This is a genomic window from Campylobacter sp. IFREMER_LSEM_CL2256 (assembly GCF_025771645.1).
Classification (GTDB): domain Bacteria; phylum Campylobacterota; class Campylobacteria; order Campylobacterales; family Campylobacteraceae; genus Campylobacter_D.
This window is the reverse complement of sequence record NZ_JAKMQQ010000012.1, coordinates 1-21,132: the sequence shown is the minus strand read 5'-3', so window position 1 is coordinate 21,132 and position 21,132 is coordinate 1. Positions and strand designations below refer to the sequence as shown.

General features: G+C 29.9%; 26 protein-coding genes. 12 read left to right on the top strand and 14 right to left on the bottom strand.

Going from position 1 to position 21,132, the window contains the following annotated elements; all coding sequences use genetic code 11:
- Nucleotides 1-68: 68 nt before the first annotated feature.
- The 6 genes from L8U00_RS06520 to L8U00_RS06495 all read left to right on the top strand — a co-directional run bounded on the left by L8U00_RS06520 (nt 69) and on the right by L8U00_RS06495 (nt 3,841).
- Nucleotides 69-776: a YebC/PmpR family DNA-binding transcriptional regulator gene (locus L8U00_RS06520; protein WP_263708951.1), complete on the top strand. Its 708-nt coding sequence runs from the start codon at nt 69-71 to the stop codon at nt 774-776.
- A 9-nt stretch (nt 777-785) separates the two neighbouring features.
- On the top strand, nt 786-1,268 hold the full coding sequence (locus L8U00_RS06515; RefSeq protein ID WP_263663075.1) for a peptidylprolyl isomerase: 483 nt from the start codon (nt 786-788) through the stop codon (nt 1,266-1,268).
- A 47-nt stretch (nt 1,269-1,315) separates the two neighbouring features.
- Complete coding sequence (locus tag L8U00_RS06510; RefSeq protein ID WP_263708950.1) at nt 1,316-1,744, top strand: trehalose-6-phosphate synthase; 429 nt, start codon at nt 1,316-1,318, stop codon at nt 1,742-1,744.
- A gap of 49 nt (nt 1,745-1,793) precedes the next feature.
- Nucleotides 1,794-2,399 (top strand): DedA family protein, encoded by a 606-nt coding sequence (locus tag L8U00_RS06505; RefSeq protein WP_263708949.1) that lies wholly within the window; start codon nt 1,794-1,796, stop codon nt 2,397-2,399.
- 150 nt (nt 2,400-2,549) lie between these two features.
- Nucleotides 2,550-3,326 carry a threonine/serine exporter family protein gene (locus L8U00_RS06500; protein ID WP_263708948.1) on the top strand — a complete coding sequence of 259 codons (777 nt, stop codon included), beginning with the start codon at nt 2,550-2,552 and terminating at the stop codon, nt 3,324-3,326.
- Nucleotides 3,323-3,841, top strand: coding sequence for a threonine/serine exporter family protein (locus L8U00_RS06495; RefSeq protein ID WP_039618755.1), 519 nt, complete (start codon nt 3,323-3,325; stop codon nt 3,839-3,841). The genes L8U00_RS06500 and L8U00_RS06495 overlap by 4 nt, the downstream gene beginning before the upstream one ends.
- Here the strand turns inward: L8U00_RS06495 and argS are convergent.
- The 12 genes from argS to mnmG all read right to left on the bottom strand — a co-directional run bounded on the left by argS (nt 3,838) and on the right by mnmG (nt 16,078).
- Nucleotides 3,838-5,433 (bottom strand): arginine--tRNA ligase, encoded by a 1,596-nt coding sequence (gene argS, locus L8U00_RS06490; RefSeq protein ID WP_263708946.1) that lies wholly within the window; start codon nt 5,431-5,433, stop codon nt 3,838-3,840. The two genes, L8U00_RS06495 and argS, sit on opposite strands and share 4 nt — an antisense overlap.
- A 9-nt stretch (nt 5,434-5,442) precedes the next feature.
- Complete coding sequence (locus L8U00_RS06485) at nt 5,443-5,682, bottom strand: twin-arginine translocase TatA/TatE family subunit (protein WP_039618758.1); 240 nt, start codon at nt 5,680-5,682, stop codon at nt 5,443-5,445.
- Between the two features lies 1 nt (nt 5,683).
- On the bottom strand, nt 5,684-6,298 hold the full coding sequence (gene gmk / locus L8U00_RS06480; RefSeq protein ID WP_263663070.1) for a guanylate kinase: 615 nt from the start codon (nt 6,296-6,298) through the stop codon (nt 5,684-5,686).
- The gene (locus L8U00_RS06475; protein ID WP_263708945.1) at nt 6,295-7,689 is read right to left on the bottom strand and encodes a hypothetical protein; all 1,395 of its coding nucleotides are present in this window, start codon (nt 7,687-7,689) and stop codon (nt 6,295-6,297) included. Before L8U00_RS06475 ends, gmk begins: the two co-directional genes overlap by 4 nt.
- A gap of 59 nt (nt 7,690-7,748) precedes the next feature.
- Nucleotides 7,749-8,519 (bottom strand): flagellar biosynthetic protein FliR, encoded by a 771-nt coding sequence (gene fliR / locus L8U00_RS06470; protein WP_263664301.1) that lies wholly within the window; start codon nt 8,517-8,519, stop codon nt 7,749-7,751.
- Nucleotides 8,506-9,141: an ABC transporter ATP-binding protein gene (locus L8U00_RS06465; protein WP_263664302.1), complete on the bottom strand. Its 636-nt coding sequence runs from the start codon at nt 9,139-9,141 to the stop codon at nt 8,506-8,508. Before L8U00_RS06465 ends, fliR begins: the two co-directional genes overlap by 14 nt.
- A 2-nt stretch (nt 9,142-9,143) precedes the next feature.
- Nucleotides 9,144-10,220, bottom strand: a complete 1,077-nt coding sequence (tsf, locus tag L8U00_RS06460; protein ID WP_263708944.1) for a translation elongation factor Ts — start codon at nt 10,218-10,220, stop codon at nt 9,144-9,146.
- Nucleotides 10,220-11,005: a 30S ribosomal protein S2 gene (gene rpsB / locus L8U00_RS06455; protein ID WP_039626640.1), complete on the bottom strand. Its 786-nt coding sequence runs from the start codon at nt 11,003-11,005 to the stop codon at nt 10,220-10,222. Before rpsB ends, tsf begins: the two co-directional genes overlap by 1 nt.
- A 173-nt stretch (nt 11,006-11,178) precedes the next feature.
- Nucleotides 11,179-12,306, bottom strand: a complete 1,128-nt coding sequence (locus L8U00_RS06450; RefSeq protein WP_263708943.1) for a c-type cytochrome — start codon at nt 12,304-12,306, stop codon at nt 11,179-11,181.
- Between the two features lie 2 nt (nt 12,307-12,308).
- Nucleotides 12,309-13,553, bottom strand: coding sequence for a ubiquinol cytochrome c oxidoreductase, cytochrome b subunit (locus tag L8U00_RS06445; RefSeq protein WP_039668616.1), 1,245 nt, complete (start codon nt 13,551-13,553; stop codon nt 12,309-12,311).
- Between the two features lies 1 nt (nt 13,554).
- A complete protein-coding gene (locus L8U00_RS06440; RefSeq protein ID WP_039618773.1) occupies nt 13,555-14,058 on the bottom strand; it encodes a ubiquinol cytochrome c oxidoreductase, 2Fe-2S subunit in 504 nt (167 codons plus the stop codon).
- 166 nt (nt 14,059-14,224) lie between these two features.
- Nucleotides 14,225-16,078: a tRNA uridine-5-carboxymethylaminomethyl(34) synthesis enzyme MnmG gene (gene mnmG, locus L8U00_RS06435; RefSeq protein WP_263708942.1), complete on the bottom strand. Its 1,854-nt coding sequence runs from the start codon at nt 16,076-16,078 to the stop codon at nt 14,225-14,227.
- Between the two features lie 122 nt (nt 16,079-16,200).
- Between mnmG and ribE the strand changes: the two genes are divergently transcribed.
- From ribE to L8U00_RS06420, 3 genes are read left to right on the top strand one after another with little or no spacing between them, the layout of a single operon-like run.
- Nucleotides 16,201-16,809: a riboflavin synthase gene (gene ribE, locus L8U00_RS06430; protein WP_263668701.1), complete on the top strand. Its 609-nt coding sequence runs from the start codon at nt 16,201-16,203 to the stop codon at nt 16,807-16,809.
- The gene (gene pgeF, locus L8U00_RS06425) at nt 16,773-17,441 is read left to right on the top strand and encodes a peptidoglycan editing factor PgeF (protein ID WP_263708940.1); all 669 of its coding nucleotides are present in this window, start codon (nt 16,773-16,775) and stop codon (nt 17,439-17,441) included. Before ribE ends, pgeF begins: the two co-directional genes overlap by 37 nt.
- Before the next feature lies 1 nt (nt 17,442).
- Complete coding sequence (locus L8U00_RS06420) at nt 17,443-17,649, top strand: hypothetical protein (RefSeq protein WP_263708939.1); 207 nt, start codon at nt 17,443-17,445, stop codon at nt 17,647-17,649.
- A 2-nt stretch (nt 17,650-17,651) separates the two neighbouring features.
- Here the strand turns inward: L8U00_RS06420 and L8U00_RS06415 are convergent, their stop codons facing one another.
- Nucleotides 17,652-18,905: a sensor histidine kinase gene (locus tag L8U00_RS06415; protein ID WP_263708938.1), complete on the bottom strand. Its 1,254-nt coding sequence runs from the start codon at nt 18,903-18,905 to the stop codon at nt 17,652-17,654.
- Nucleotides 18,868-19,533, bottom strand: a complete 666-nt coding sequence (locus L8U00_RS06410; RefSeq protein ID WP_263708936.1) for a response regulator transcription factor — start codon at nt 19,531-19,533, stop codon at nt 18,868-18,870. Before L8U00_RS06410 ends, L8U00_RS06415 begins: the two co-directional genes overlap by 38 nt.
- A gap of 133 nt (nt 19,534-19,666) precedes the next feature.
- Between L8U00_RS06410 and L8U00_RS06405 the strand changes: the two genes are divergently transcribed.
- The 3 genes from L8U00_RS06405 to L8U00_RS06395 all read left to right on the top strand — a co-directional run bounded on the left by L8U00_RS06405 (nt 19,667) and on the right by L8U00_RS06395 (nt 21,130).
- Nucleotides 19,667-20,254 carry a bacteriohemerythrin gene (locus tag L8U00_RS06405; protein WP_263708935.1) on the top strand — a complete coding sequence of 196 codons (588 nt, stop codon included), beginning with the start codon at nt 19,667-19,669 and terminating at the stop codon, nt 20,252-20,254.
- Between the two features lie 80 nt (nt 20,255-20,334).
- Nucleotides 20,335-20,898, top strand: a complete 564-nt coding sequence (locus L8U00_RS06400) for a bacteriohemerythrin (protein ID WP_263708934.1) — start codon at nt 20,335-20,337, stop codon at nt 20,896-20,898.
- Between the two features lie 10 nt (nt 20,899-20,908).
- Entirely contained in the window at nt 20,909-21,130 is a 222-nt protein-coding gene (locus tag L8U00_RS06395; protein ID WP_263708933.1) for a ribbon-helix-helix protein, CopG family, read from the top strand.
- Nucleotides 21,131-21,132: the final 2 nt, after the last annotated feature.

Below are 21,132 nucleotides of genomic sequence, written 5' to 3'. Positions count from 1 at the left end.
TTAAAATCAAATTTAGACTTCTTAGTTTATACTTTTAACTTTAAAACAATATAAGAAAGAGAGAATTTATGGGAAGAGCGTTTGAATATCGCAGAGCCTCTAAAGAAGCAAGATGGGATAAAATGAGCAAACTTTTTCCAAAACTTGCAAAGGCTATACAAGTAGCAGCAAAAGAAGGCGGAGCTGATCCTGATATGAATCCAAAGCTTCGTAGTGCCATAGCTACCGCAAAAGCTAATAATATGCCAAAAGACAATATCGATGCAGCTATTAAAAGAGCAAGTGGGAAAGATAGTGCTGATATTAAAAATATCCACTATGAAGGAAAAGCAGCACATGGAGCTTTAATCATTGTTGAGTGTATGAGTGATAATCCTACACGCACAGTGGCCAATGTAAAAGCGATTTTTAGCAAAAATGGTGGAGAAATTTTACAAAATGGCTCTTTAACTTTTATGTTTTCACATAAAGCTGTTTTTCATCTTGAAAAATATGATGGAGATTTAGAAGAACTTGAGCTTGAACTCATTGATGCAGGACTTGAAGAGCTTGAGCAAAATGAAGAGGAATTACTAATTATAGGTAATTACACTGCTTTTGGCGAGCTTAGCAATGCCATAGAAAAAAAAGGTTTAGTGCTAAAAAAAGCAGGGCTTGAATATCTTGCAAACAATCCTGTAAATTTTAGCGAAGAACAACTTCTTGATATTGAAAAATTGCTTGATAAATTAGAAGATGATGATGATGTACAAGCAGTTTATACTAATATAGAATAGGATCAAAAAATGCTTAAAAAAATCGACACAAAAAATGCAAAAAAATACAATTTTGCTATCATTAGCACCGAAAAAGGTGATATGAAATTAGAATTATTTCCTGATGAAGCGCCACAAACTGTGTGTAATTTTGCCAACTTAGCCAATGATGGTTTTTATGATGAGCTTGTTTTTCACCGCGTGATTCCAAATTTTGTGATACAAGGTGGTTGTCCTTATGGTATAGGCTCAGGTGGCCCTGGCTATGAGATAGAATGTGAATGTGACGATCAAAAACACAAGCACTTAAGAGGTAGTTTGTCTATGGCTCACGCTGGCAGAGATACAGGCGGATCGCAATTTTTCATTTGTCACAGCCCACAGCCTCATTTAGACGGAGTGCATACTATCTTTGGGCAAATTAACCCTGAAGATAAAGAAAGCTTGGAAGTGCTAGATAGCATTAGAGCAGGTGATAAAATCAAAACTATCCAAATTTTAGAAAAACTTTAAATTTACATCTCCTTAAAATTGTGCTATAATTTTTAAGGAGATTAATTATGCATTTTATTTTTATTTGTATTCATCTTATTTGCGCTGTATTTTTTATAGCCTATGTATTTTTTGATGTATGTGTTTATCACTTTGCTTATCAACACGCAAACAAAGAAGATTGTGATAAAATTAAAAAAGCCTATACTAAATCAAGTATTTTTATTTTTGCTGGTATTTTCATCTTACTTTTACTAAGTGGATTTTATCTTTTGAGCTTTTATGAAATTAATTCTTTTTGGGATTTTTTTGCAAGTAATTTTGGAGTATTTTTATTTATCAAGCTTTTGCTGCTAATAACAATGCTAGCTTTGACTTTTTATTCTTTATTTTTTATAAAAGTTTTAAAAAGAAAAGATCCTTTAAAATCTCACTTGATTGCATTGATTTTATGTATTTTAATAGTCATTTGTGCAAAAGCCATGCTATATTTTTAAAACATTAAAACTAAGCTTATATCATTAGCTTAAAAAATAAAGGTTATTTATGCTTGGTGATATTATAGATTTTTTACTCACTCTTGCAAAAGATTGGGGTTATTGGGGGATTATTTTTCTTATGTTTGTAGAAAGTTCCTTTTTTCCTTTTCCCAGTGAAGTAGTGATGATACCTGCTGGATATTTAGCCCATCAAAACGAACTTAACTTTTGGCTATGTCTGCTTTGTGGGACTTTTGGAGCTCTTTTAGGAGCTTTGCTTAATTATTATTTATGTTATTTTTTAGGACGGGAGGTTCTTTTGAAAATATGCAAATATTTTGGAGTTAATGAAGCAAAATTTGCTCAATTTGAAGCCTTTTTTAACAAACATGGTGAAATATCCACCTTTAGTGGAAGATTAATCCCTGGTTTGCGTCAGTATATTTCTTTACCCGCAGGATTAGCAAAAATGAATTTGAAAAAGTTTATATTTTATACTAGTTTAGGGGCTGGAATTTGGTGTTTGATTTTGCTTATATTAGGCTATGTTTTAGGTAAAAATGAAGATTTAATCAAAGAATATTTGCATTTTGTTATTGTAGCTTGTATTGTTTTTGTTACTATGATTGTGGCTATTTATATCTATATCCAAAAAAGAAAAAAGATATCTTAAAATTTCAATTTTAAATACCTAGTTTCATTAGCTAGGTATTTTATTATTTTCTTTAATTTAATATATATTTTCTAAAAACATTTAAATTTATATGATTTTATATTTGATTTTTGATAAAATCTTATAAAAATTATTTCAAAGAAAAAGGTTATGCAAAAGCCATCTATTCAAAATTTAACGGATTTTTTAATCGAATACATCAGTGTTTTTCTAAGTGCTGGAACCTACACAGCAAGAGTGGCAAAGTGCGTTGGAAGAATAGCTAATGCATATGGTTATGAGATTAACATGAATTTTTTCTTTCATCATACCACACTAAATATTTTTGATAAAGATGATAATTCCATACAAAGAACCTATATCATACCTAATAAACACAATCACATTAACTTTAAACTTATTTTAGAGCTTAGTGCATTAAGCTGGCAAATTCATGATCATAAATACAACCTAGAAGAAGCTAAATGTTCTCTTATAAAACTCAAACAAAGCACAAGAAATCCTTTTTTAGCGAATTTATTTTTAGTTTCAGTGGCAAACTCAGCATTTTGCAAGCTATTTGGAGGAGATTTTTATGGTTGCTTATTTGTATTTTTAGCTACTTTAGTTGGTTTTAGCTTAAGAGTTTTACTCACTAGAATAAAAATTGATTTAAGAATTCAATACATTATTTGTTCTTTTTTATCTTCTTTTATTGTATTTTTTGGAATGGATTTGAAACTCGTGCAAGAAGCTAATGTTGCTTTGGGTTCTAGTATATTGTATTTAATTCCTGGGGTTTATTTTATAAACTCCGTTATAGACATTTTAAAAGATCATATACTTATGGGGCTTAGTCGTATTATTAGCGTGGCGATATTAGTATGCTGTATTGCCATTGGAATTTACACTACTCTTGGTATTAATGATTTTGGGATTTTAAGATGATTGATTATTCTTCTATACTTTGGGATATGTTTTTTGCAGCTTTAACAGGTTTTGGTTTTGCTTATGTGTGTAATCCACCCTTTAAAACACTCATACTCTCAGCCATATTAGCCGCTATAGCTCATGGTATGCGCTTTACCTTGATGGGATATTTTGGCTTTCAAACCTTGGCTATTGCAACCTTTATAGCTTCTTTTAGCATAGGCTGTCTTGGTTTATTTTTAGCTAAGATTTTTAAAACACCTGCTGAAATCATAGCTTTTCCCGCTCTCATTCCTATGATACCTGGAATTTATGCATATAAGGCCATATTGTATTTAATTTCTTTTATACGCTCAGAAGATATTAGCGAAAAGACTAATTTCTTGATTCAATTTTTTGATCATTTTTTTACAACACTTTCAGTAACACTAGCCTTAGCAGTAGGAGTAAGTGTGACTTTGCTTTTATTTTTTGAGCAAAGCTTTATGATGACAAGAAGTATTAAAAAAAGTAAAAATCACGATCAAAATTAATCGTGATTCATTTTATTTTTTGCTTCTATCCCCATAAGCGCAAAAGCTGTTTTAATACTTAAAGCACATACGGCAAAAAGTTTTAAAAGCTCATCTTCATTATCTGAACCAACTACTTTATTTTCATTATAAAATTTATGAAATAAAGAAGCTAAATTTTTTAAATAATCAGGAATTTTTTGCAAGGCTCTTGACTCAAATGCGTCATTAAGCACTGCTTTTAAATTTAAACTTTCAAATAAAAGATTCATGCCATCTTCATTCAAACTCTCAAGTTTAGCATGCATAACATCATCTACACTCTTACCGGCTTTAGCAAATACTTGATGAATTCTTGCATGAGCATAATTAATATAATACACAGGATTAGAACTATCTTCTTTTTTAAACTCGTCTACATCAAACTCTAAATGTGTATCACATTTTTTACTAATAAAAATATATCTTAACACATCACTACCAAGCTCTTCTAAAACATCACCCATTAAGATGAAATTTCCTGCTCTTTTGCTCATTTTATAAGGCTCACCATTTTTTAATAATGAAACCATTTGCGCTAAGATAATTTCAAGATTTTGACTATCATGACCTAAAAATTCCATAGCAGCTTTCATTCTAGCTATATAACCATGATGATCAGCTCCCCATATATTAATACACTTATCATAACCGCGGCTCATTTTATCTTTATGATAAACTATATCAGCAGCTAGATAAGTTCCTTTTCCATCATCTTTAATAATCACACGATCTTTTTCATCGCCTTTAGCACTTGAAGCAAGCCAGATTTTACCATCTTGTTCATAAGTACCGCCATGCTCTTTTAAAGCTTTTAAGGTATTTTCTAATTCATTATAATAACTCGTTTCGCTCACATAAGTATCAATAAATATCTTAGCATCGGCCAAATTTTGCTTGATAATTTTAAGCATTTTATCCTTAGCCCAAAGTGCTAATTGCGGAATGTTTTCTTCTACAAAGAAATCTTTTTCAAAATCAACAAAAACTTCTTTTGCTACATCTACGATATATTCGCCTTTATAATACTCATCAGGATATTGAACTTGCTCTTTTAAACAATGCTCTTTTACTGCAAGTAATATAGAAAGACCTAAAAGATAAATTTGATTACCTGCATCATTGACATAATATTCTGTATCAAATTTATACCCTAAATGCCTAGCAACTCTAGTTAAAGTATCACCAAAAATAGCCCCTCTAGCATGTCCTATGTGCAAAGGTCCTGTCGGATTTGCACTCACATATTCAAGTAAAAAACTCTGCTCTTTTTTATCATCTTTTGCAAAATTTTCACTATCGCCCAAAGCTTGCGTAGCCAAAGAATTTAAAAAAGCTTTTGAAAGTTTAAAATTTACATAACCATTTAAAGCCTCTACACTTTCAAAACAATCACAATCTTTTAACTTAGCAACAATATCATTGGCAATTATCATAGGATTTTGCTTTAATTCTTTAGCCAAAGAAAAAGCCAAAGGCGTGGCAAAATGAGCTAGATTTTTATTCTTGGGATTTTCTAAGATAAAATCTCTTCCTAATTTTTCTTTAATTTCTTTATAAACTAAAGTTTTCAATGTATTGCCTTAAGCTTTTTTTACTTCTTCGTTATTTTCTTTTACAAGAACATCTTTTTCATTGATTTTTTCAATTTTTTGCGCATCTTCTTGAACGATTTTTTTATCATCTTCTGTATTCATTTCATCTTTAAAAGTTTTAATACCTTTTCCTAAGCCTTTAGCAAGCTCTGGAATTTTTTTAGCACCAAAAAGTAACACCACAATAAGTAATATAATCAACCATTGAGTTCCACTTGGCATATGCATTTTATTCTCCTTTATTCCATTGAATTTGAATTTGTTTTAAATCATGTTTTGTACTTTTTAATTTTGAAGCTTCAAAAACCGCTTCTAACTCCCTATAGCTTTTTTCAAGATCATCGTTTATGATTAAAAAATCATATCGATCCAAATAAGCCATTTCATCACTAGCATTTTCCAATCTTTTGCTAATATCTTCTATTTTATCAGTATTTCGCTTAAGCAATCTTTTTTCAAGTTCTTTTTTATTTTTAGTTGTAATAAAAACAGAAGTAATATATTCAGGCATTTTTTCTTTAGCTATGCAAAAACCTTGCACATCGATATCAAAAATGACACTTTTACCCTCTTGCAATGCTTTTTTTACAGGGATTAACGAAGTGCCATAATAATTTTTATGTACCAAAGCCCATTCTAAAAAATCACCTTTTTCTATACCTTGTTTAAATTCTTCTTCGCTAATAAAAAAATAATCTACTCCATTTTTTTCATTTTCTCTAGGAGCTCTTGTTGTACTTGAAATAGAAAAATAAATATTATCTTTTTCTTTAAAAAGCCTTTGAAGCAAGGTACTCTTACCTGCTCCACTTGGCCCTGAGATGATTAAAATTTGACCACTCAATGTTTATCCTCATCAAAGCTTATGTTAATGTTTATATTCATTTTCATGCCTTTTAAGGCTGCTTTTAAAGTATCATCGGTAATACTCGAAGTGATAGTTTGAGCTATACTTTTACTAAGCTCATTTACCATTTCATCTTCTTGTAAATTCTCTGCTTTTTCTTCAGTGTTTACCTTGCTTACTTCTTTCTTTTCTACAATAGCTGGAGCAAGTTCTTCTCCTAAAGCTAACATAATATCATTTTCGTTTAAATTTGCAAATTCATCTTGCGTTTCATCTAAAACTTCACTCATATTTTCCTCTATATTTTCCTCATTCACATCGGCTTGTGATTTCATTTGTAAATCTTCACCCTCACTTAAATCCTGCATATCAAAATCACTCATTAAATTCTCATCAATATCACCAAATTCTTCATCTAATTCATCAATAGCAGCTAATTCTTCTTTTATTTTATCTTGAGTGCTTAACTCCTCTTCTGGTTGAAAATCATCTATACTTTCATCTTCAAAAACCTCTTCTACTAAAGGTTCATTTTCTTCTGCAACACTATCATCATCTTTTGCTTCACCAATAAATTGAGCATCTTCAGGTAAATCATCAAAACTCATCTCTTTTTCGCTCATTTCTTCAACCATAGGTAAATCATCAAGAGAATCAAATTCGGCGGGGTTTTCTTCTATATTTTCTTCTATATTTTCTTCTATATTTTCTTCTATATTTTCTTCTATATTTTCTTCTATATTTTCTTCTATATTTTCTTCTATATTTTCTTCTATATTTTCTTCTATATTTTCTTCTATATTTTCTTCATGTTGTTCATCTACTAATGTTAACTTATCACCTAATTCCTTGTCAATATCAGCTTCATTTGATAATCCAGTTTTATCTTCAACTTCTAATGAATTATCTAAATTTTCTTCAAAAAAATCTTCTTGCAGATTTAAATCATCTTCACTTAAACTTTCTTCATGCTCAGACAAATCAATGCCAGCCAAAAGTTCATTTCCATCTAAAGGCATATCTTTATCAATTAAAACATCCTCATCAAAACTCAATTCATCTTCTTCTAAAGTACTATCCTTACTTTCACTTAAAGTTTTTTCATTACCCAAAAGTTCTATAAAATCAGTCGGTAAAAAAGGCTTATATAAACACTCTACGCCTTCTACTTGCTCTTGGTTTCTAGGCAATAAATAAATCAATCTATTACATTTACTTTTCAATTCATCTAAATTAGCTTCAATATCATGATCTATGATGATAATATCATAAAATTCTTCAAGTTCTTCAGCATTTGCAAGCTCTTCAAATTCATAACCTAGTTTTTGAACCCCCAAACTAATTAATTTTGAAACAGCTACATTAGAATTTATCAGCACAACCTTCATCTGTCATCTCCCGAGTTAAAGAAATGTATTATTTTAAAACATTTTTAATTATTTATTGCTTATATATTGAAAAACAATAACTCCATATGCTCAAAACTTTTTAACATTAAATTTTTAAAATACTGCATCATGATGAGTAAAATAGCAATAAGCACCGCAAAAGATAAAAATATCTTGATAGGATAACCCACCACTAAAAGATTAAATTGTGGCATAGTTTTCATAAGCATACCAAAAATAACATCTGATAATAAAGATATTGCTAAAATAGGAAAAGCCATAGAAAAACCGAGCACAAAGATATTTACCATAGCTTTATTCAAATAAAGCATTAAATTCTCATGCGGATAAAATCCACCCAAACTAATATAATCTAACGAACTAGATATAAAAAGCAATACCAAATGATGACCATCAAATGCTAAAAAAACCAACAATGCAAGCAAATTTAAAACTTGAGAAATTACTGGAGTATTAGCACCTGTAGCTGGATCTAAAATACTAGCCATAGAAAAACCCATGGTAAAAGAAATTTGCTCACCTGCCATTTGTAAAATGGCAAAAATCATTTGCAAAATTAAACCTGCAACCATCCCAAAAAGCACTTCACTTAAAAGATATAAAATAAAAAAAGAATCAGGTGTATTATTTTCAAGTTTTGCCAAAGGATATAAAAACATTGTTAAAAATAAAGCTAAAGTTGTTTTTACTACCAAAGGTATACTATTGTGAGAAAAAAAAGGGAAAAATACTATTAATCCACTCATTCTGGCAAATAAAAGCATGAAGATTACAACATTTTCATCGCCTAAATATTTAACAAATTCCATAATTACTTAAATGATAAATCCTATCACATTTTTTAGCAAGTTCTTGATCGTGAGTCACAAAAACTAAGGCTGCATTATTTTCTTTGACATAACTGATCAAAATATCTAACACATTTAAAGCATTTTTAAAATCTAAATTACCAGTAGCCTCATCAGCAAAAATGATTTTTGGTCTTTTACTTAAAACTCTAGCTATACTTACTCGTTGCTGCTGTCCACCACTTAATTTTGTGATCTTTTGATTCATTAAATCAACAATATCAAGTTTTTTTAATAACTCATAATCGATATTTTGCCTACTCAAAATACTTGCAAGCTCTATATTTTCAAAAGCTAAAAAACCTTTAAATAAATAATGCATTTGAAAAATAATCCCAAAATCTTTTCTACGAATTTCTAATAAAGCTTCATCGTTTAAGGAATACAAATCCTGATTATTATAAAAAACTTTTCCTGATTGAGGTTTTAACAAGGTAGATAAAATATGCAAAAGAGTAGATTTGCCACACCCACTACTTCCACATATTGCAATACAATCTTTTGCATTTAAAGTAAAATTTAGATTTTCAAAAAGCGGAATATCAAAACTATGGCTTAAATTTTCCGCTTTTAAAAGTTCCATTTTTAACCAATTTGCGCAGCAACTTCAGCAGCAAAATCTTCAGTTTTCTTTTCTAGACCTTCGCCCACTTCAAAACGAATAAATTCTACTATTTTAATAGTTCCACCAAATTCTTTTTCTTTTTCTGCAATTACTTGCTCGACAGTTTTTTTATCATCCATCGCATAAAACTGTCCCATTAGAGTAAGTCTACCATCAAGCTGAGAATTATCCGCTATAAAGCTATTTAGTTTACCTGGGATAATGTTAGGCCAAATTTTTTCTGGTTTTCCTTGTGCTTGAAGTTCAGCTTTAATAGCTTCTTCAGCTTCTTGGATTATCTCTTGAGTTAATTGCTTTCTACTTGCAAATTTTGGAATTTTAAGTTCTGGCTTATTAGGGTCTTTTAATCTTCTTCTTTCTTCATTTTCTTTTTCCAACTCTGCAACTAAAGCTTTATATTCATTTTCTACAAAATCCATATCAAGCTCTTCATAAGATAGATAATTTGGTTTCATTGCAGCAATATGCATACAAAGGTGTTTTAAAAATTCTCCACACTTATTAGCCGTAGCTTCACTATCACAAGCTGCAGCAATAATAACACCCACGCGTCCATTAGAATGAACATAGCCATTTACCGCTCCACTAGCTCCAGCTTTTACAGTAGCAAATCTTCTTACAACTAAATTTTCACCTATAGTTGCAATTTGATTTTTTAAATATTCTTCAAATTTAACACCATTAATCTCACTTGAATTCAACTGCTCAACATTTTGAAGGCTTTTAGCTTGAATATGTGCTGTTGTATCTTTTGTTAAAGCAATAAATTGTTCATTTTTAGCAACAAAATCAGTTTCTGAATTGATTTCACTTACAGTTGCGCATTTTAAATCATCGCTTACTTTTACACTTACCAAACCTTCAGCAGCTAAACGATCGGCTTTTTTATCAGCTTTTCCAAGTCCTTTTTCTCTTAAAAGTTGCACTGCTTTTTCAAAATCACCATCTGTATCTTTTAAAGCATTTTTACAATCCATCATACCTGCGCCAGTACTTTCGCGCAGTTCTTTTACCATTTGTGCAGTGATTTCAGCCATTACTCTTTATCTCCTTCAAAATCTTCTTCACTCATAGCTTCTTCTAAAACTTCTTTTTTTTCTTCTTCAGAGATTGGTTGTTCTTCATTTACTTCACCATCTTGCTCTCTTAAAGCTTTACCTTCATTGATTGCTTCAGCCATTTCTTGGCAGAAAAGTTGAACTGAACGAATCGCATCATCATTTCCTGGAATTGGGAAATCTACTAAGTCAGGATCGCAGTTTGTATCTAGTGGAGCAACCACAGGGATTTTTAATCTATTAGCTTCTTGTACCGCAATTTTTTCTTTAACAGTATCGATAACAAAAATCATATCAGGTTGGGTTTTCATATATCTAATACCACCAAGATATGCTAGTAATTTTTCTTTTTTTCTAGTAAGCATTAAAGCTTCTTTTTTAGTTAAAAGCTTAATGCTTCCATCTTCTTCCATTTTTTCTATAACTTCTAATTTTCTAATCGATTGGCGGATAGTTCCAAAGTTAGTCATCATACCACCAAGCCATCTATGATTTACATAAGGCATACCGCATTTTTCAGCATATTCTTTAATCGCTCCACCAGCTTGTTTTTTAGTGCCAACAAATAAAATTGTTTTACCTTCTGCAGCAGCATCGCGAACGATGTTATATGTATATCTAAAGTATCTAAGTGTTTTTTGTAAATCAATTACATAGATACCTTTTCTTTCTCCAAAAATAAATTTTTTCATTTTTGGATTCCATCTTCTTGTTTGGTGTCCAAAGTGTACACCACACTCTAATAAATCTCTCATGCTTACCATGAAATTCTCCTTGAAATAAAATAATTAGGTTTATTCCTCCGCATTCTTTAACCCATAAGCAACCTAATAAGGAAATTAATGCGTGTGAAATGAAAGAATATTATATCAAATTTTATTTTATATTTAGCTTATTATTGAAGAAAAAGAACGCCACAAGGCGTTCTTTGGGTAAATTAGTGTAGTTTTGACCAAACTGATCTTTTCCAGCCTATAGCAAAAATACTTAAGATAGCAAAGAATATCATGATATAAATTCCTGTTTGCTCTCTTTCTTCTTTTTTACTATCACCAACTTTTTCAAGATAATTAATAACTTGGGTTTGTGCTTTTTCATTCAAACCAACTCTTGGCATAGCAGTTCCATGAATTTTCTTTTGAGGTTCATTGATGAAGATTTCAAGATAATGTGCACCTTTAGAACGAATCATCATAGATAAATCTGGAGGTGTCATACCAAGATAATTTTTTAAATCACTCATATTTGAGCTTGAAACAAAGCCATCATATTTTACATCATGGCATCTTCCACAAGCATTTTCAAATGTATGTTTGTTTTTAGCAAAATCAAACTCTTTTGCAATTAAAGCTGTTTTTGCTTGCTCTGAAAGCTCTTGATTTTTAGCATATTTTTCTTCTAAATCAGCTTTTAATTTTGCATCAAATTCTTTTTCATATTCACTAGCTGTATTTTTAAAGAATGCAATTAAGTCTGCTAAATCTTGATTATCTTGTGTTTCATCGCCACTTAAAGGATAAGCAGGCATTAAGAATGGATTTTCATCATTAAATTTATGTGAAATTTGTAAAGCTTTAACTGGATCAACAATCAATGCTGCTAAAAATTTCTCATCATAAATAGCACCCGCATCACTTAAATCAGGAGGTGTTACACCTAAAGAAGAATCTGTGATAGTAGCAGGAATTCCGACAGCTTTCACACCATGGCATGCAATACAATTTCCTTCAAAAAGCTCTTTTCCTTTTTGTGCATTACCTTTACTAAAATCAATTTTTGCGATTTTTTCCCATAATTGCTTAGTAGCTTCTTCTTGGCTTTTAGCAAGCTCTAATGCTTTTTGAGCATTAGCTATAGCTTTTTCACTTCCTGAAGCATTAGCATCCATTGCTGCCTTTTCTTTTAAAGCAACTTCACCTTTGGTAAATTCTGCATCAGCTTTTGCAAAGTCAAAATTAACTGGAGTTGAAGGAGGATTCATCACTGAATGCGCGTAAGGCTCAACCCCCCAATAAACTAAACCTGTGAAAAAGACAACTACAAAAAATATTTTTAATTCTCTCATTATTAGCCCCTTTTTCTTTCCATGATAGTAATAATTGGCAAGACTACTAACAATAATAGTAAAAATACCATAGAAGCGTAAAATCCTATCCAAGCATTAATTCCTGTTGGAGGAAGTTTTCCATAAACTGTTAGTACAATTAAATCTATCAATAATACCCAAAACCATACAAAAAACATCGGTCTTTCATGTGCTGGTTTTACAACATCACTTCTATCAAGCCAAGGTAATAAGAAGAAAATAATTTGTGCTATGCCAAATGCTGCAAGCCCTATATCAAAAGCTTTAATGCTTCCAACATCAAAGAAAAATCCTCTTAAAACTTCATAACTCCACAAGAAATACCATTCAGGATAAATATGAGGAGGTGTTTTTAAAGAATTTGCTGGGTCAAAGTTGATTGGATCCATTGCAAAATTAAATTTAAAACATACTAAATAAAAGAAGAAAATCATAAATAGCGCAATATACATAAAATCTTTAGCTAAAAATCCTGGCCAAAAAGGAATAACTTTAGAACCTTTTGTATCACCTGCTAAATATTTTTCAGCTTCTAAATCAAAATCAATTTCTTCTGAAATTTCATTATTTACATGAGGAATTCTTAAAGAATAAAAGTGAAATGCAATAATTGCTAAAATCACGATAGGCAATAAACATACATGCAACATAAAAAATCTAGTTAAAGTTGGATCTGAAACTGCAAAATCTCCTCTTATCCAAATAACCAACGCATCACCTATAAAAGGAATTCCACCAAAAAGTTGAGTAATAACTTGAGCAGCCCAAAAACTCATTTGCCCCCAAGGCAACATATATCCACTAAATGCTTCTGCTGAAAATACAACAAATAAAAGCATACCACTAATCCAAATCATTTCGCGGCCTCTTTTATAAGAGCCATAATAAATTCCTGTTAACATATGGATATATATGATTAAAAATACAACCGAAGCAGCCACACCGTGCATATGACGCCAAAGCCACCCATACTCCACTTCTTGCATAATGGTTTTATTTACGCTATCAAAAGCCAAAGCTACATCTGGCTTGTAATACATTACTAAAAATAAACCTGAAATAAATAAAATAGCAAAAAGAGTAGTTAAAATAACACCCATTGCCCATAAGAAGTTAATTTGTTTTGGTATCCAATATTGAGCCATTAAAACATTAAAAAGCTTATTTACAGCTAATCTTTGATCAAGCCAATCTACAATACCATTTGCTTTTTTTATCTGTGCCATATTAAGCCTCCGCGATCATTTTTTTATATTCTGGACCTTCTTCGCCTAATACTAATTTTGTTCCATCAATTCTAAAAGGAGGAATGTCCAAAGGTCTTGGAGGAGGACCAAATACATTTTTACCACTGGTGTCAAATTCACCACCATGGCAAGCACACTTAAATAATTTTTCGCTTGGAGCGTAAGCTGGAATACAGCCTAAATGCGTACAAAGACCAATAACTACAGTATAAGCAACATCACCCACAACAACATCTCTATTGCTATCTTTTGCCATATCTGCATCTTTTTTTAAGATAAATATAGGCTTCTTACGCCATTCAATTGTTCTAAGCTCGCCCTCTTTCATACCAGAAAGATCTACAGTAGTAATACCTGCTGCTTTTACACTTGGGAGTGGATCCCATGTTTTTTTCATTGCAACTAATGAAAAAGCACCACCCACAGCAGCTACCGTTCCAAAGGCAAAGCCCATAAAGCTTCGTCTACTTTCAGATGTAGCCATTTTACTTCCTTTGTTTTGATTTTTTTGTAAAACTTAGCAGTTTATCTAAAAAATGATAAATTTTTTCTTTGGTATAAAAAGCTTGATTTAAGATATATGGATATTTATTTAAAAACAAAAATAAATGTTTGTTTTAAATCATAACAATAGATAAATTTATTATTATCTATTGTTTTTTCATTTTGATATAAATATGTAAAATATCCAAAGCAGCAGGAGTAATACCGCTAATTTGCGAAGCAGCAAAAATAGTTGGTGGATTAAATTTTTGCAGTTTTTCCACTACTTCATTACTCAATCCACTCACACTTTTAAAGTCGAAATTTTCAGGGATTTTCAAATCATTTAAATTTTTCATTTTTTCAATTTGTGCTTTTTGCATTGTAATATAATGATAATACTTTGCTTCATTTAAAATTTCATTTAAAGAATACTCGTCCATATTTTTAAACATTTCATCTAAAGCTTTTAATTTTTCTATATTAAAACTAGCTCTTGCAACAATTTTTTGTAAACTCACTATTGAAGTAATCTTTTCCTCTTCAATGCTTTGTAAAAATTCATTATTTTGCTTACTTGGTGTCCATGTAGTTTGAAGCAAAAACTCAAGTCCTTTGCTAACATTTTGCTTTATATTATCAATATATGCATAATCTTCTTGGCTTAAAAGTTTAAAATTATATCCATATTCTCCAAGTCTTAAAATAGCATTTTCTTCTCTTAAGAGCAGTCTATACTCAGCTCTTGAAGTAAACATTCTATAAGGCTCTTTGGTGCCTTTCATCACTAAATCATCAATCAACACCCCTATATAAGCTTCATCACGCCTTAACACAAAAGGTTCTTTTTCATCAATTGCTAAAACCGCATTTACTCCTGCCATAAAACCTTGCGCAGCAGCTTCCTCATAACCAGTAGTTCCATTAATTTGTCCAGCACAATATAAATTTTTAATCTTTTTGGTTTCTAAAGTATGTTTTAGCTCTGTTGGATCAATATAATCATACTCTATGGCATAACCAAAACGCGTGATTTTAGCATTTTCAAAACCTTTTATACTTCTTAGCATTGCAATTTGCACTTCATAAGGTAAAGAAGTAGAAAAACCGTTAATATAATACTCTGTCGCATCTTTAGTTTGTGGCTCTATAAATAAATGATGACTTTCTTTATCACCAAAACGATTAATTTTATCTTCTATAGAAGGACAATATCTTGGTCCTATACCTTCAATTTGCCCTGTAAAAAGCGGAGCACGGTAGAAATTACTTTTTATAATCTCATGTGTTTTTAAATTTGTTCTTGCTATATAACATGGAAGTTGATTAGGCTTGAAATTTTTTGTTTTAAAGCTAAAAGCTTTAGGATTTTCATCTCCAGGTTGAATTTCTAAAACACTAAAATCGATACTTTTAGCATCAACCCTTGGGCAAGTTCCTGTTTTTAATCTTCCTACTTTTAAACCACTTTGTTTTAAGTAATCTCCCAAATTTACAGATGCAAGCTCGCCTACCCTACCTGCTTGAAGTTTGGTTTCACCTATATGGATAAGTCCATTTAAAAAAGTTCCTGTTGTAAGTATGATTTTTTTAGCAAAATATGTATTTTCTAAATTAGTTTTAACCCCCTTAAGCTCATCATTTTCAACAATCAAAGACAAAACTTGCTCTTGAGAGATTTCTAAATTTTCAAGTTTTAAAAGCATATTTCTAGCACAAATTCTATAAGCATCCATATCAATTTGTGCTCTACTTCCGCGCACTGCAACACCTTTGCTTTCATTTAAGATTCTAAATTGAATTCCGGCCTCGTCGGTAATTTGTCCCATAAGTCCACCCATAGCATCAAGCTCTTTTACCAAATGTCCTTTTGCTAAACCACCTATAGCAGGATTACAACTTGCAGCACCAATTTGCTCGATTAAAGTAGTTAAAAGTAAAGTTTTTTTACCCATTCTAGCAGCAGCAGCACTAGCTTCAACTCCAGCATGCCCACCACCTATTACGATTATATCATACATATTTTGACCTCATTTTTATAAAAAGGCAAAAATTATATAATATTTTTTAAAATAAAACACTAAAAATACTTTTTGAAATTTAAAAGTTTTAGATAAAATCTCATAAAAATTAAAGGTATTGAATGTTTAATGGATTAATCCGCGAATTAGCCTTTGTCAAATCATATCAAAACAACACTTTAAGATTAAAAGCAAACTACAAACCAAAACTAGGCGATAGTATTGCTGTCAATGGTGCGTGTTTGAGCGTAATAAAACTTTTTGATGATGGTTTTAATCTTGAGCTTTCTTATGAAACAAGAACTCACATAGCTATTGAAAATTTAAAAGATTATGTGCATATTGAACCTGCGCTAGCTTATGGCGATAGAATAGATGGACATTTAATGCAAGGGCATATTGATGGTATAGGTGAAATTACTAATATTTCTAAAAAAGAAAACGGAGTTGATTTTTATATTAAATGTCCTGATGATATACAAATTTATATGGCCAACAAAGCAAGCGTAGCCATAGATGGGGTGAGCTTAACTATCAATGAAGTTTTAAAAGATGGTATTCGTTTGACTATTATTCCTATAACCTTTAATGAAACCTTATTTAAAGATTACATTATAGGAAGACGCGTTAATATAGAAAGTGATCTTTTAGCAAGATACATACACAGACAATTAAATTATAAAAAAGAAATTTCATGGCAACAAATAGACAAAATTGCATCACTTTATTAGAAAATGATTTTGTAAAAGCTTTTATAGCTTTTGATCAAGATTATAATATTTTTAGAGCAAAAATTCATGATAATATTTTTCCTTGGGAAAATTCTATAAAAAAGTGTGTATTTTTAAATCAAATTCATTCTAATATCATTACTCAATACAATAAAGATTTTCACTTTAATGCTGATGGGGTAATTAGTAATGAAAAAAATGTAGCTTTGTGTATTTTAAGTGCTGATTGCTTACCTTTGCTTTTATATGATGATAAAAATAAAGCCATAGCAGCTTTACATTCAGGTAGAAAAGGATGTTTTGAAAATATCCTAAAAGAAGCTGTTTTAAAAATACAAGAAAGTTTTAACACTCAAGCAAAGAATTTAAAACTCATCATTTCAGCAGGAATTTGTGCTAAAAATTATGAAATTAATGGCGAGGTTTTAAACTACAGCAAAGAAAAATTTGCACCTTTTTTACATGAAAATAAGCTTGATTTAAAAGTATTAGTTAAATTTCAAGCAAAAGAATTAGGTGTTAATGATATTTTTGATATCAGTCTTTGCACCTTTGATGATGAGAGATTTTTTTCTTATAGAAAAAACCAAACTCCAAAGCGCATTGTTAGCGTGATTTATTTAAAGGATTAAAATGTATGAAGTAAAAAATTTGCTTGCTTTGAAAATTTTACAAAAGGCTAGAGAATTTGGTGATAATGACTTAAGTAACGAAGTTTTAATCACTCAAATACTAAATCATACCTCACAAACTCTAAATCAAAACGATACTAAAAATTTAAACGAATTTACCACAACACTTATAAATGCCAAAGAAAAGGCTAAAATGAGCAATAAATAATTTTAATTTTTCCAAGTTAAAATAAATTTTGTTCCTTTATTTAGCTCACTTTCTACTTTTATGTTAATGTTATGATCTTTACAAATTTTATCCACTAAAGAAAGCCCTATACCAAAACCACCTTGATTTTCATTAAATCTTGAATAACGCTCAAAAATGTTGGCCAAATTTTCCTTTGCTATACCACAGCCACTATCTTCTATTATAAGTCTTTGATCCAAAAGCATTATTTTGATATGTCCATTTTTTACATTATATTTTATAGCATTATTAACAAGATTATCAAACATTTTAAAAAACTGCTCTTTATTGGCATAAATTTTTCCACCATCTTCCAAGCTAAACTCTAAGTTAATATTTTTTTGCTCCAAAAATATCTTAAAATACTCCATTCTTTCTTTAATCAAATCTTTTAAAAATATCCAATCCTTTTTAGCCTCATAAGCTTGAGAAAAATTTAAAAAAGTTAAATCTGAATACAAATGACTCAAAGTCAAAGCAGCTATTTTTACACGCTTTAAAGCTTTAAGTTCTTCAAAATTCTTTTTTCTTTCTAAACCTTCTACACTCATTAATATCGCACTAATTGGAGTATTAATCTCATGAGTGGTATCTTTTATAAAATTATTTAAAAATCTTATTCTCATTTCTAAAGGCTTGAGTGCAAATTTTAGTATAAAATAAGCCATTATACTTACAAAAATCAAAGAAAAAACCATAGCCAAAGCTACTTTAAATCTTATAAATCCAAGTTCTTTGGAGATATCATCACCTTGTACTAAAACCCTCAAACGATTAACATCACCTAAGACCTCCAAAGCATCTTGTCCTTGAGTATTTGCAAGCAATAAATTATTTAAATTCACATCAGCCACATAAATTAGAGTGTTATTATTATAAATATTTGCGTTATTAAGTTTAAAAAATGTTGTTTGAGCAGGCAAGTCAAGATTAGAAAAATAAACTTTTGTTCTATCAAATATTGCAAATTTTATATTAGAAATTTGAGCAATTTTTCTAGCACCTTTTTCTATAGGCTCAAAACGTAACTTTTCCATTTGTAAAATTACAAAACGATGTTCTTGTCTTAATTTTATGCTATGTTCAGCTATTAATTCTTCTATTAACTTTGCATACCATACGCCAAAAAGTACTATAAGAACACTTCCTATACTCACTAAATACAAAGAAAGAATTTGCCACGCAACGCGCTTGGCTTCATACATAACAATACCCTCTTCCTCTTTGGTTGACAATACTATCTTTGCCTAAAATTTTTCGTAAATTTTTTACATAAGCTCTTAAGCTAAGCTCACTTGGCTCTTGATCATACTCCCAAATTTCTTCAAAAATGTAAGCAGTATCTATAAATTTACCTTTATTTTTTAAAAGCAAAGATAAAAGCTTTAATTCTTTTAAAGGCAGAGTTAAAGGTTTATCGTCTTGATATAAAGTTTGTGAAATAAAAGCAAATTTAAAACCATTTCCCAAGTCTTCATAATCTTCATTTTTATGAGCAAAAGAACGCTTTAAAATAGCATTAATTCTTATTTTTAACTCCTGCAATTCAAAAGGCTTTTTAATATAATCATCACAACCGCTTTCAAAACCTTTTTGTAAATCCATAGTAGTATTTAATGAAGTCATAAAAATAGCTGGAGTATATTTGCCAACTTCTCTTAATTTTTTAAGTACACTAAAACCATCACCTTGTGGAACTTTTACATCTAAAATCCATAAATCAAAATTTTTCTCATAAGCTTTATCTTGCGCATCTTGAGCATTATCGACTAAAGTAACTATAAAACCTTCTTCTTCTAAAAATTCACTAACAATTTCTCCTAAATTAATATCATCTTCTAACAAAAGAATTTGTGTAGCCATTTTTAACCTTTTTATCATATTTTCTTAAAACATTATATTTTTTTTGTGTAAATTGAGTGTGAATTTAGTAGAATTAAAGCAAAATATTTATAAAATATTAATTATTTTATAATGTTATACTGTTAGGATTTTTATGTTACCTGAATGGGATAAAAAATATAGCATTAATAATGAAAAAATTGATGAACAACATAAAAAACTTTTTGAACTTGCTGCTAGAGTTGAAGAAATTTCAGATAGACCAATTTATCAAGTAGAACTTAAAAAGATAGTTGCTGAATTTTTTCACTATATTAAAATTCATTTTCAAGATGAAGAAAACTACATGGCTGAAATTAATTATCCTTACTTAAACCAACATAAACTCATGCATAAACAAATCACAAAATCTATGATAAAACTCATACAAAGCATAAAAAGCACTAATGATTTAAAAGAAAAATTATACATAGTGGTTAATTCATGGCTTATAGAACATATCATTCAGCATGATATGATGATAGAGTATTGGAAGCAAAGTACACAAATACAAAATTCTTCAGATAGCTTTGAAGAAGAAAAACCAAAAATAAAAAATTTCTTATATCAATGCCAATGCGAAGGTAGAATTCATAAAGTTCCTTATGAAATTCATTTAAAAATACAATATTCTAAAGTACAATTTAAATGTAAAAAATGCTCTACTAATTTAATTTTATGTAAAGAAAAAACCGAAATTTAATAAAAATTAATCATAATTTAAAATATTGTAAATTATAATACATCAAGAACTCTCCCACAAACCAAACAAGGGGTTTTAGTATGTTACCAAAATGGTGCGACAAATATAGTATTCACAATGAAGAAATCGACAAGCAGCACCAAAAACTTTTTGAGCTTGCTGCCAATGTTGAGATGATTTCGGATAAACCTATTCACAAAGGACAGATTAAATTTTTACTTGCGGATTTTTTCAATTACATGAAAGAACATTTTGCCGAAGAAGAAAAATATATGGCAAAAATAGGCTATCCTGAACTTGCTAATCATCAAAAAATTCATAAAAGTATCATACAATCCATGATAGATTTGATCCAAAATTTAAAAAGTACTAATGATTTAAAAGAAAAACTTAATATAATTGCATCCAAATGGCTTTTAGAGCATATTTTAAGAGAAGATATGAAAATAGAAAAATGGCACCAAGCCCAACTTGGTAAAAAAGACAAAAATACAAACTTAGGAGAATTGCAAGAATTTTATGAATACATTTGTTCTTGCGCAAATAAAATTCACAAAGTTCCTTATGAAATTCATCAAAAAATACAAACAACTAACGCAAATTACAAATGTAAAGCTTGCCAAGAAGCAATAAGACCAAAATAAAGGCTAGACAATGAATAAAAGATACACTCTAACTCTTTCAGAGGAACTTTACGAGCGCTTAAGTCAAACTGCAAAATTTTCTAAAAAGAAAAAGGCTGAAATTTTACGCAATGCTTTAGAAAATTATCTTGATGAAATGGAAGATTTTGTTCCTGCTATAGAGGCTTTAGAAGATTTAAAAGATGGAGATAGTAAAAAATTAGACAGTGTTATTAAAAAATTAAAATGCTAACT

What these genes read in the sequence shown, in the direction of transcription:
- mnmG (WP_263708942.1), bottom strand. Translation starts at nt 16,078, where the DNA reads ATGTATGATATAATCGTAATAGGTGGTGGGCATGCTGGAGTTGAAGCT.
- L8U00_RS06485 (WP_039618758.1), bottom strand. Translation starts at nt 5,682, where the DNA reads ATGCATATGCCAAGTGGAACTCAATGGTTGATTATATTACTTATTGTG.
- pgeF (WP_263708940.1), top strand. Translation starts at nt 16,773, where the DNA reads ATGGCAACAAATAGACAAAATTGCATCACTTTATTAGAAAATGATTTT.
- L8U00_RS06520 (WP_263708951.1), top strand. Translation starts at nt 69, where the DNA reads ATGGGAAGAGCGTTTGAATATCGCAGAGCCTCTAAAGAAGCAAGATGG.
- L8U00_RS06450 (WP_263708943.1), bottom strand. Translation starts at nt 12,306, where the DNA reads ATGAGAGAATTAAAAATATTTTTTGTAGTTGTCTTTTTCACAGGTTTA.
- fliR (WP_263664301.1), bottom strand. Translation starts at nt 8,519, where the DNA reads ATGGAATTTGTTAAATATTTAGGCGATGAAAATGTTGTAATCTTCATG.
- L8U00_RS06395 (WP_263708933.1), top strand. Translation starts at nt 20,909, where the DNA reads ATGAATAAAAGATACACTCTAACTCTTTCAGAGGAACTTTACGAGCGC.
- L8U00_RS06420 (WP_263708939.1), top strand. Translation starts at nt 17,443, where the DNA reads ATGTATGAAGTAAAAAATTTGCTTGCTTTGAAAATTTTACAAAAGGCT.
- L8U00_RS06475 (WP_263708945.1), bottom strand. Translation starts at nt 7,689, where the DNA reads ATGAAGGTTGTGCTGATAAATTCTAATGTAGCTGTTTCAAAATTAATT.
- L8U00_RS06515 (WP_263663075.1), top strand. Translation starts at nt 786, where the DNA reads ATGCTTAAAAAAATCGACACAAAAAATGCAAAAAAATACAATTTTGCT.
- ribE (WP_263668701.1), top strand. Translation starts at nt 16,201, where the DNA reads ATGTTTAATGGATTAATCCGCGAATTAGCCTTTGTCAAATCATATCAA.
- L8U00_RS06510 (WP_263708950.1), top strand. Translation starts at nt 1,316, where the DNA reads ATGCATTTTATTTTTATTTGTATTCATCTTATTTGCGCTGTATTTTTT.
- tsf (WP_263708944.1), bottom strand. Translation starts at nt 10,220, where the DNA reads ATGGCTGAAATCACTGCACAAATGGTAAAAGAACTGCGCGAAAGTACT.
- L8U00_RS06465 (WP_263664302.1), bottom strand. Translation starts at nt 9,141, where the DNA reads ATGGAACTTTTAAAAGCGGAAAATTTAAGCCATAGTTTTGATATTCCG.
- L8U00_RS06500 (WP_263708948.1), top strand. Translation starts at nt 2,550, where the DNA reads ATGCAAAAGCCATCTATTCAAAATTTAACGGATTTTTTAATCGAATAC.
- rpsB (WP_039626640.1), bottom strand. Translation starts at nt 11,005, where the DNA reads ATGGTAAGCATGAGAGATTTATTAGAGTGTGGTGTACACTTTGGACAC.
- L8U00_RS06505 (WP_263708949.1), top strand. Translation starts at nt 1,794, where the DNA reads ATGCTTGGTGATATTATAGATTTTTTACTCACTCTTGCAAAAGATTGG.
- L8U00_RS06400 (WP_263708934.1), top strand. Translation starts at nt 20,335, where the DNA reads ATGTTACCAAAATGGTGCGACAAATATAGTATTCACAATGAAGAAATC.
- L8U00_RS06410 (WP_263708936.1), bottom strand. Translation starts at nt 19,533, where the DNA reads ATGGCTACACAAATTCTTTTGTTAGAAGATGATATTAATTTAGGAGAA.
- L8U00_RS06495 (WP_039618755.1), top strand. Translation starts at nt 3,323, where the DNA reads ATGATTGATTATTCTTCTATACTTTGGGATATGTTTTTTGCAGCTTTA.
- L8U00_RS06440 (WP_039618773.1), bottom strand. Translation starts at nt 14,058, where the DNA reads ATGGCTACATCTGAAAGTAGACGAAGCTTTATGGGCTTTGCCTTTGGA.
- L8U00_RS06445 (WP_039668616.1), bottom strand. Translation starts at nt 13,553, where the DNA reads ATGGCACAGATAAAAAAAGCAAATGGTATTGTAGATTGGCTTGATCAA.
- L8U00_RS06405 (WP_263708935.1), top strand. Translation starts at nt 19,667, where the DNA reads ATGTTACCTGAATGGGATAAAAAATATAGCATTAATAATGAAAAAATT.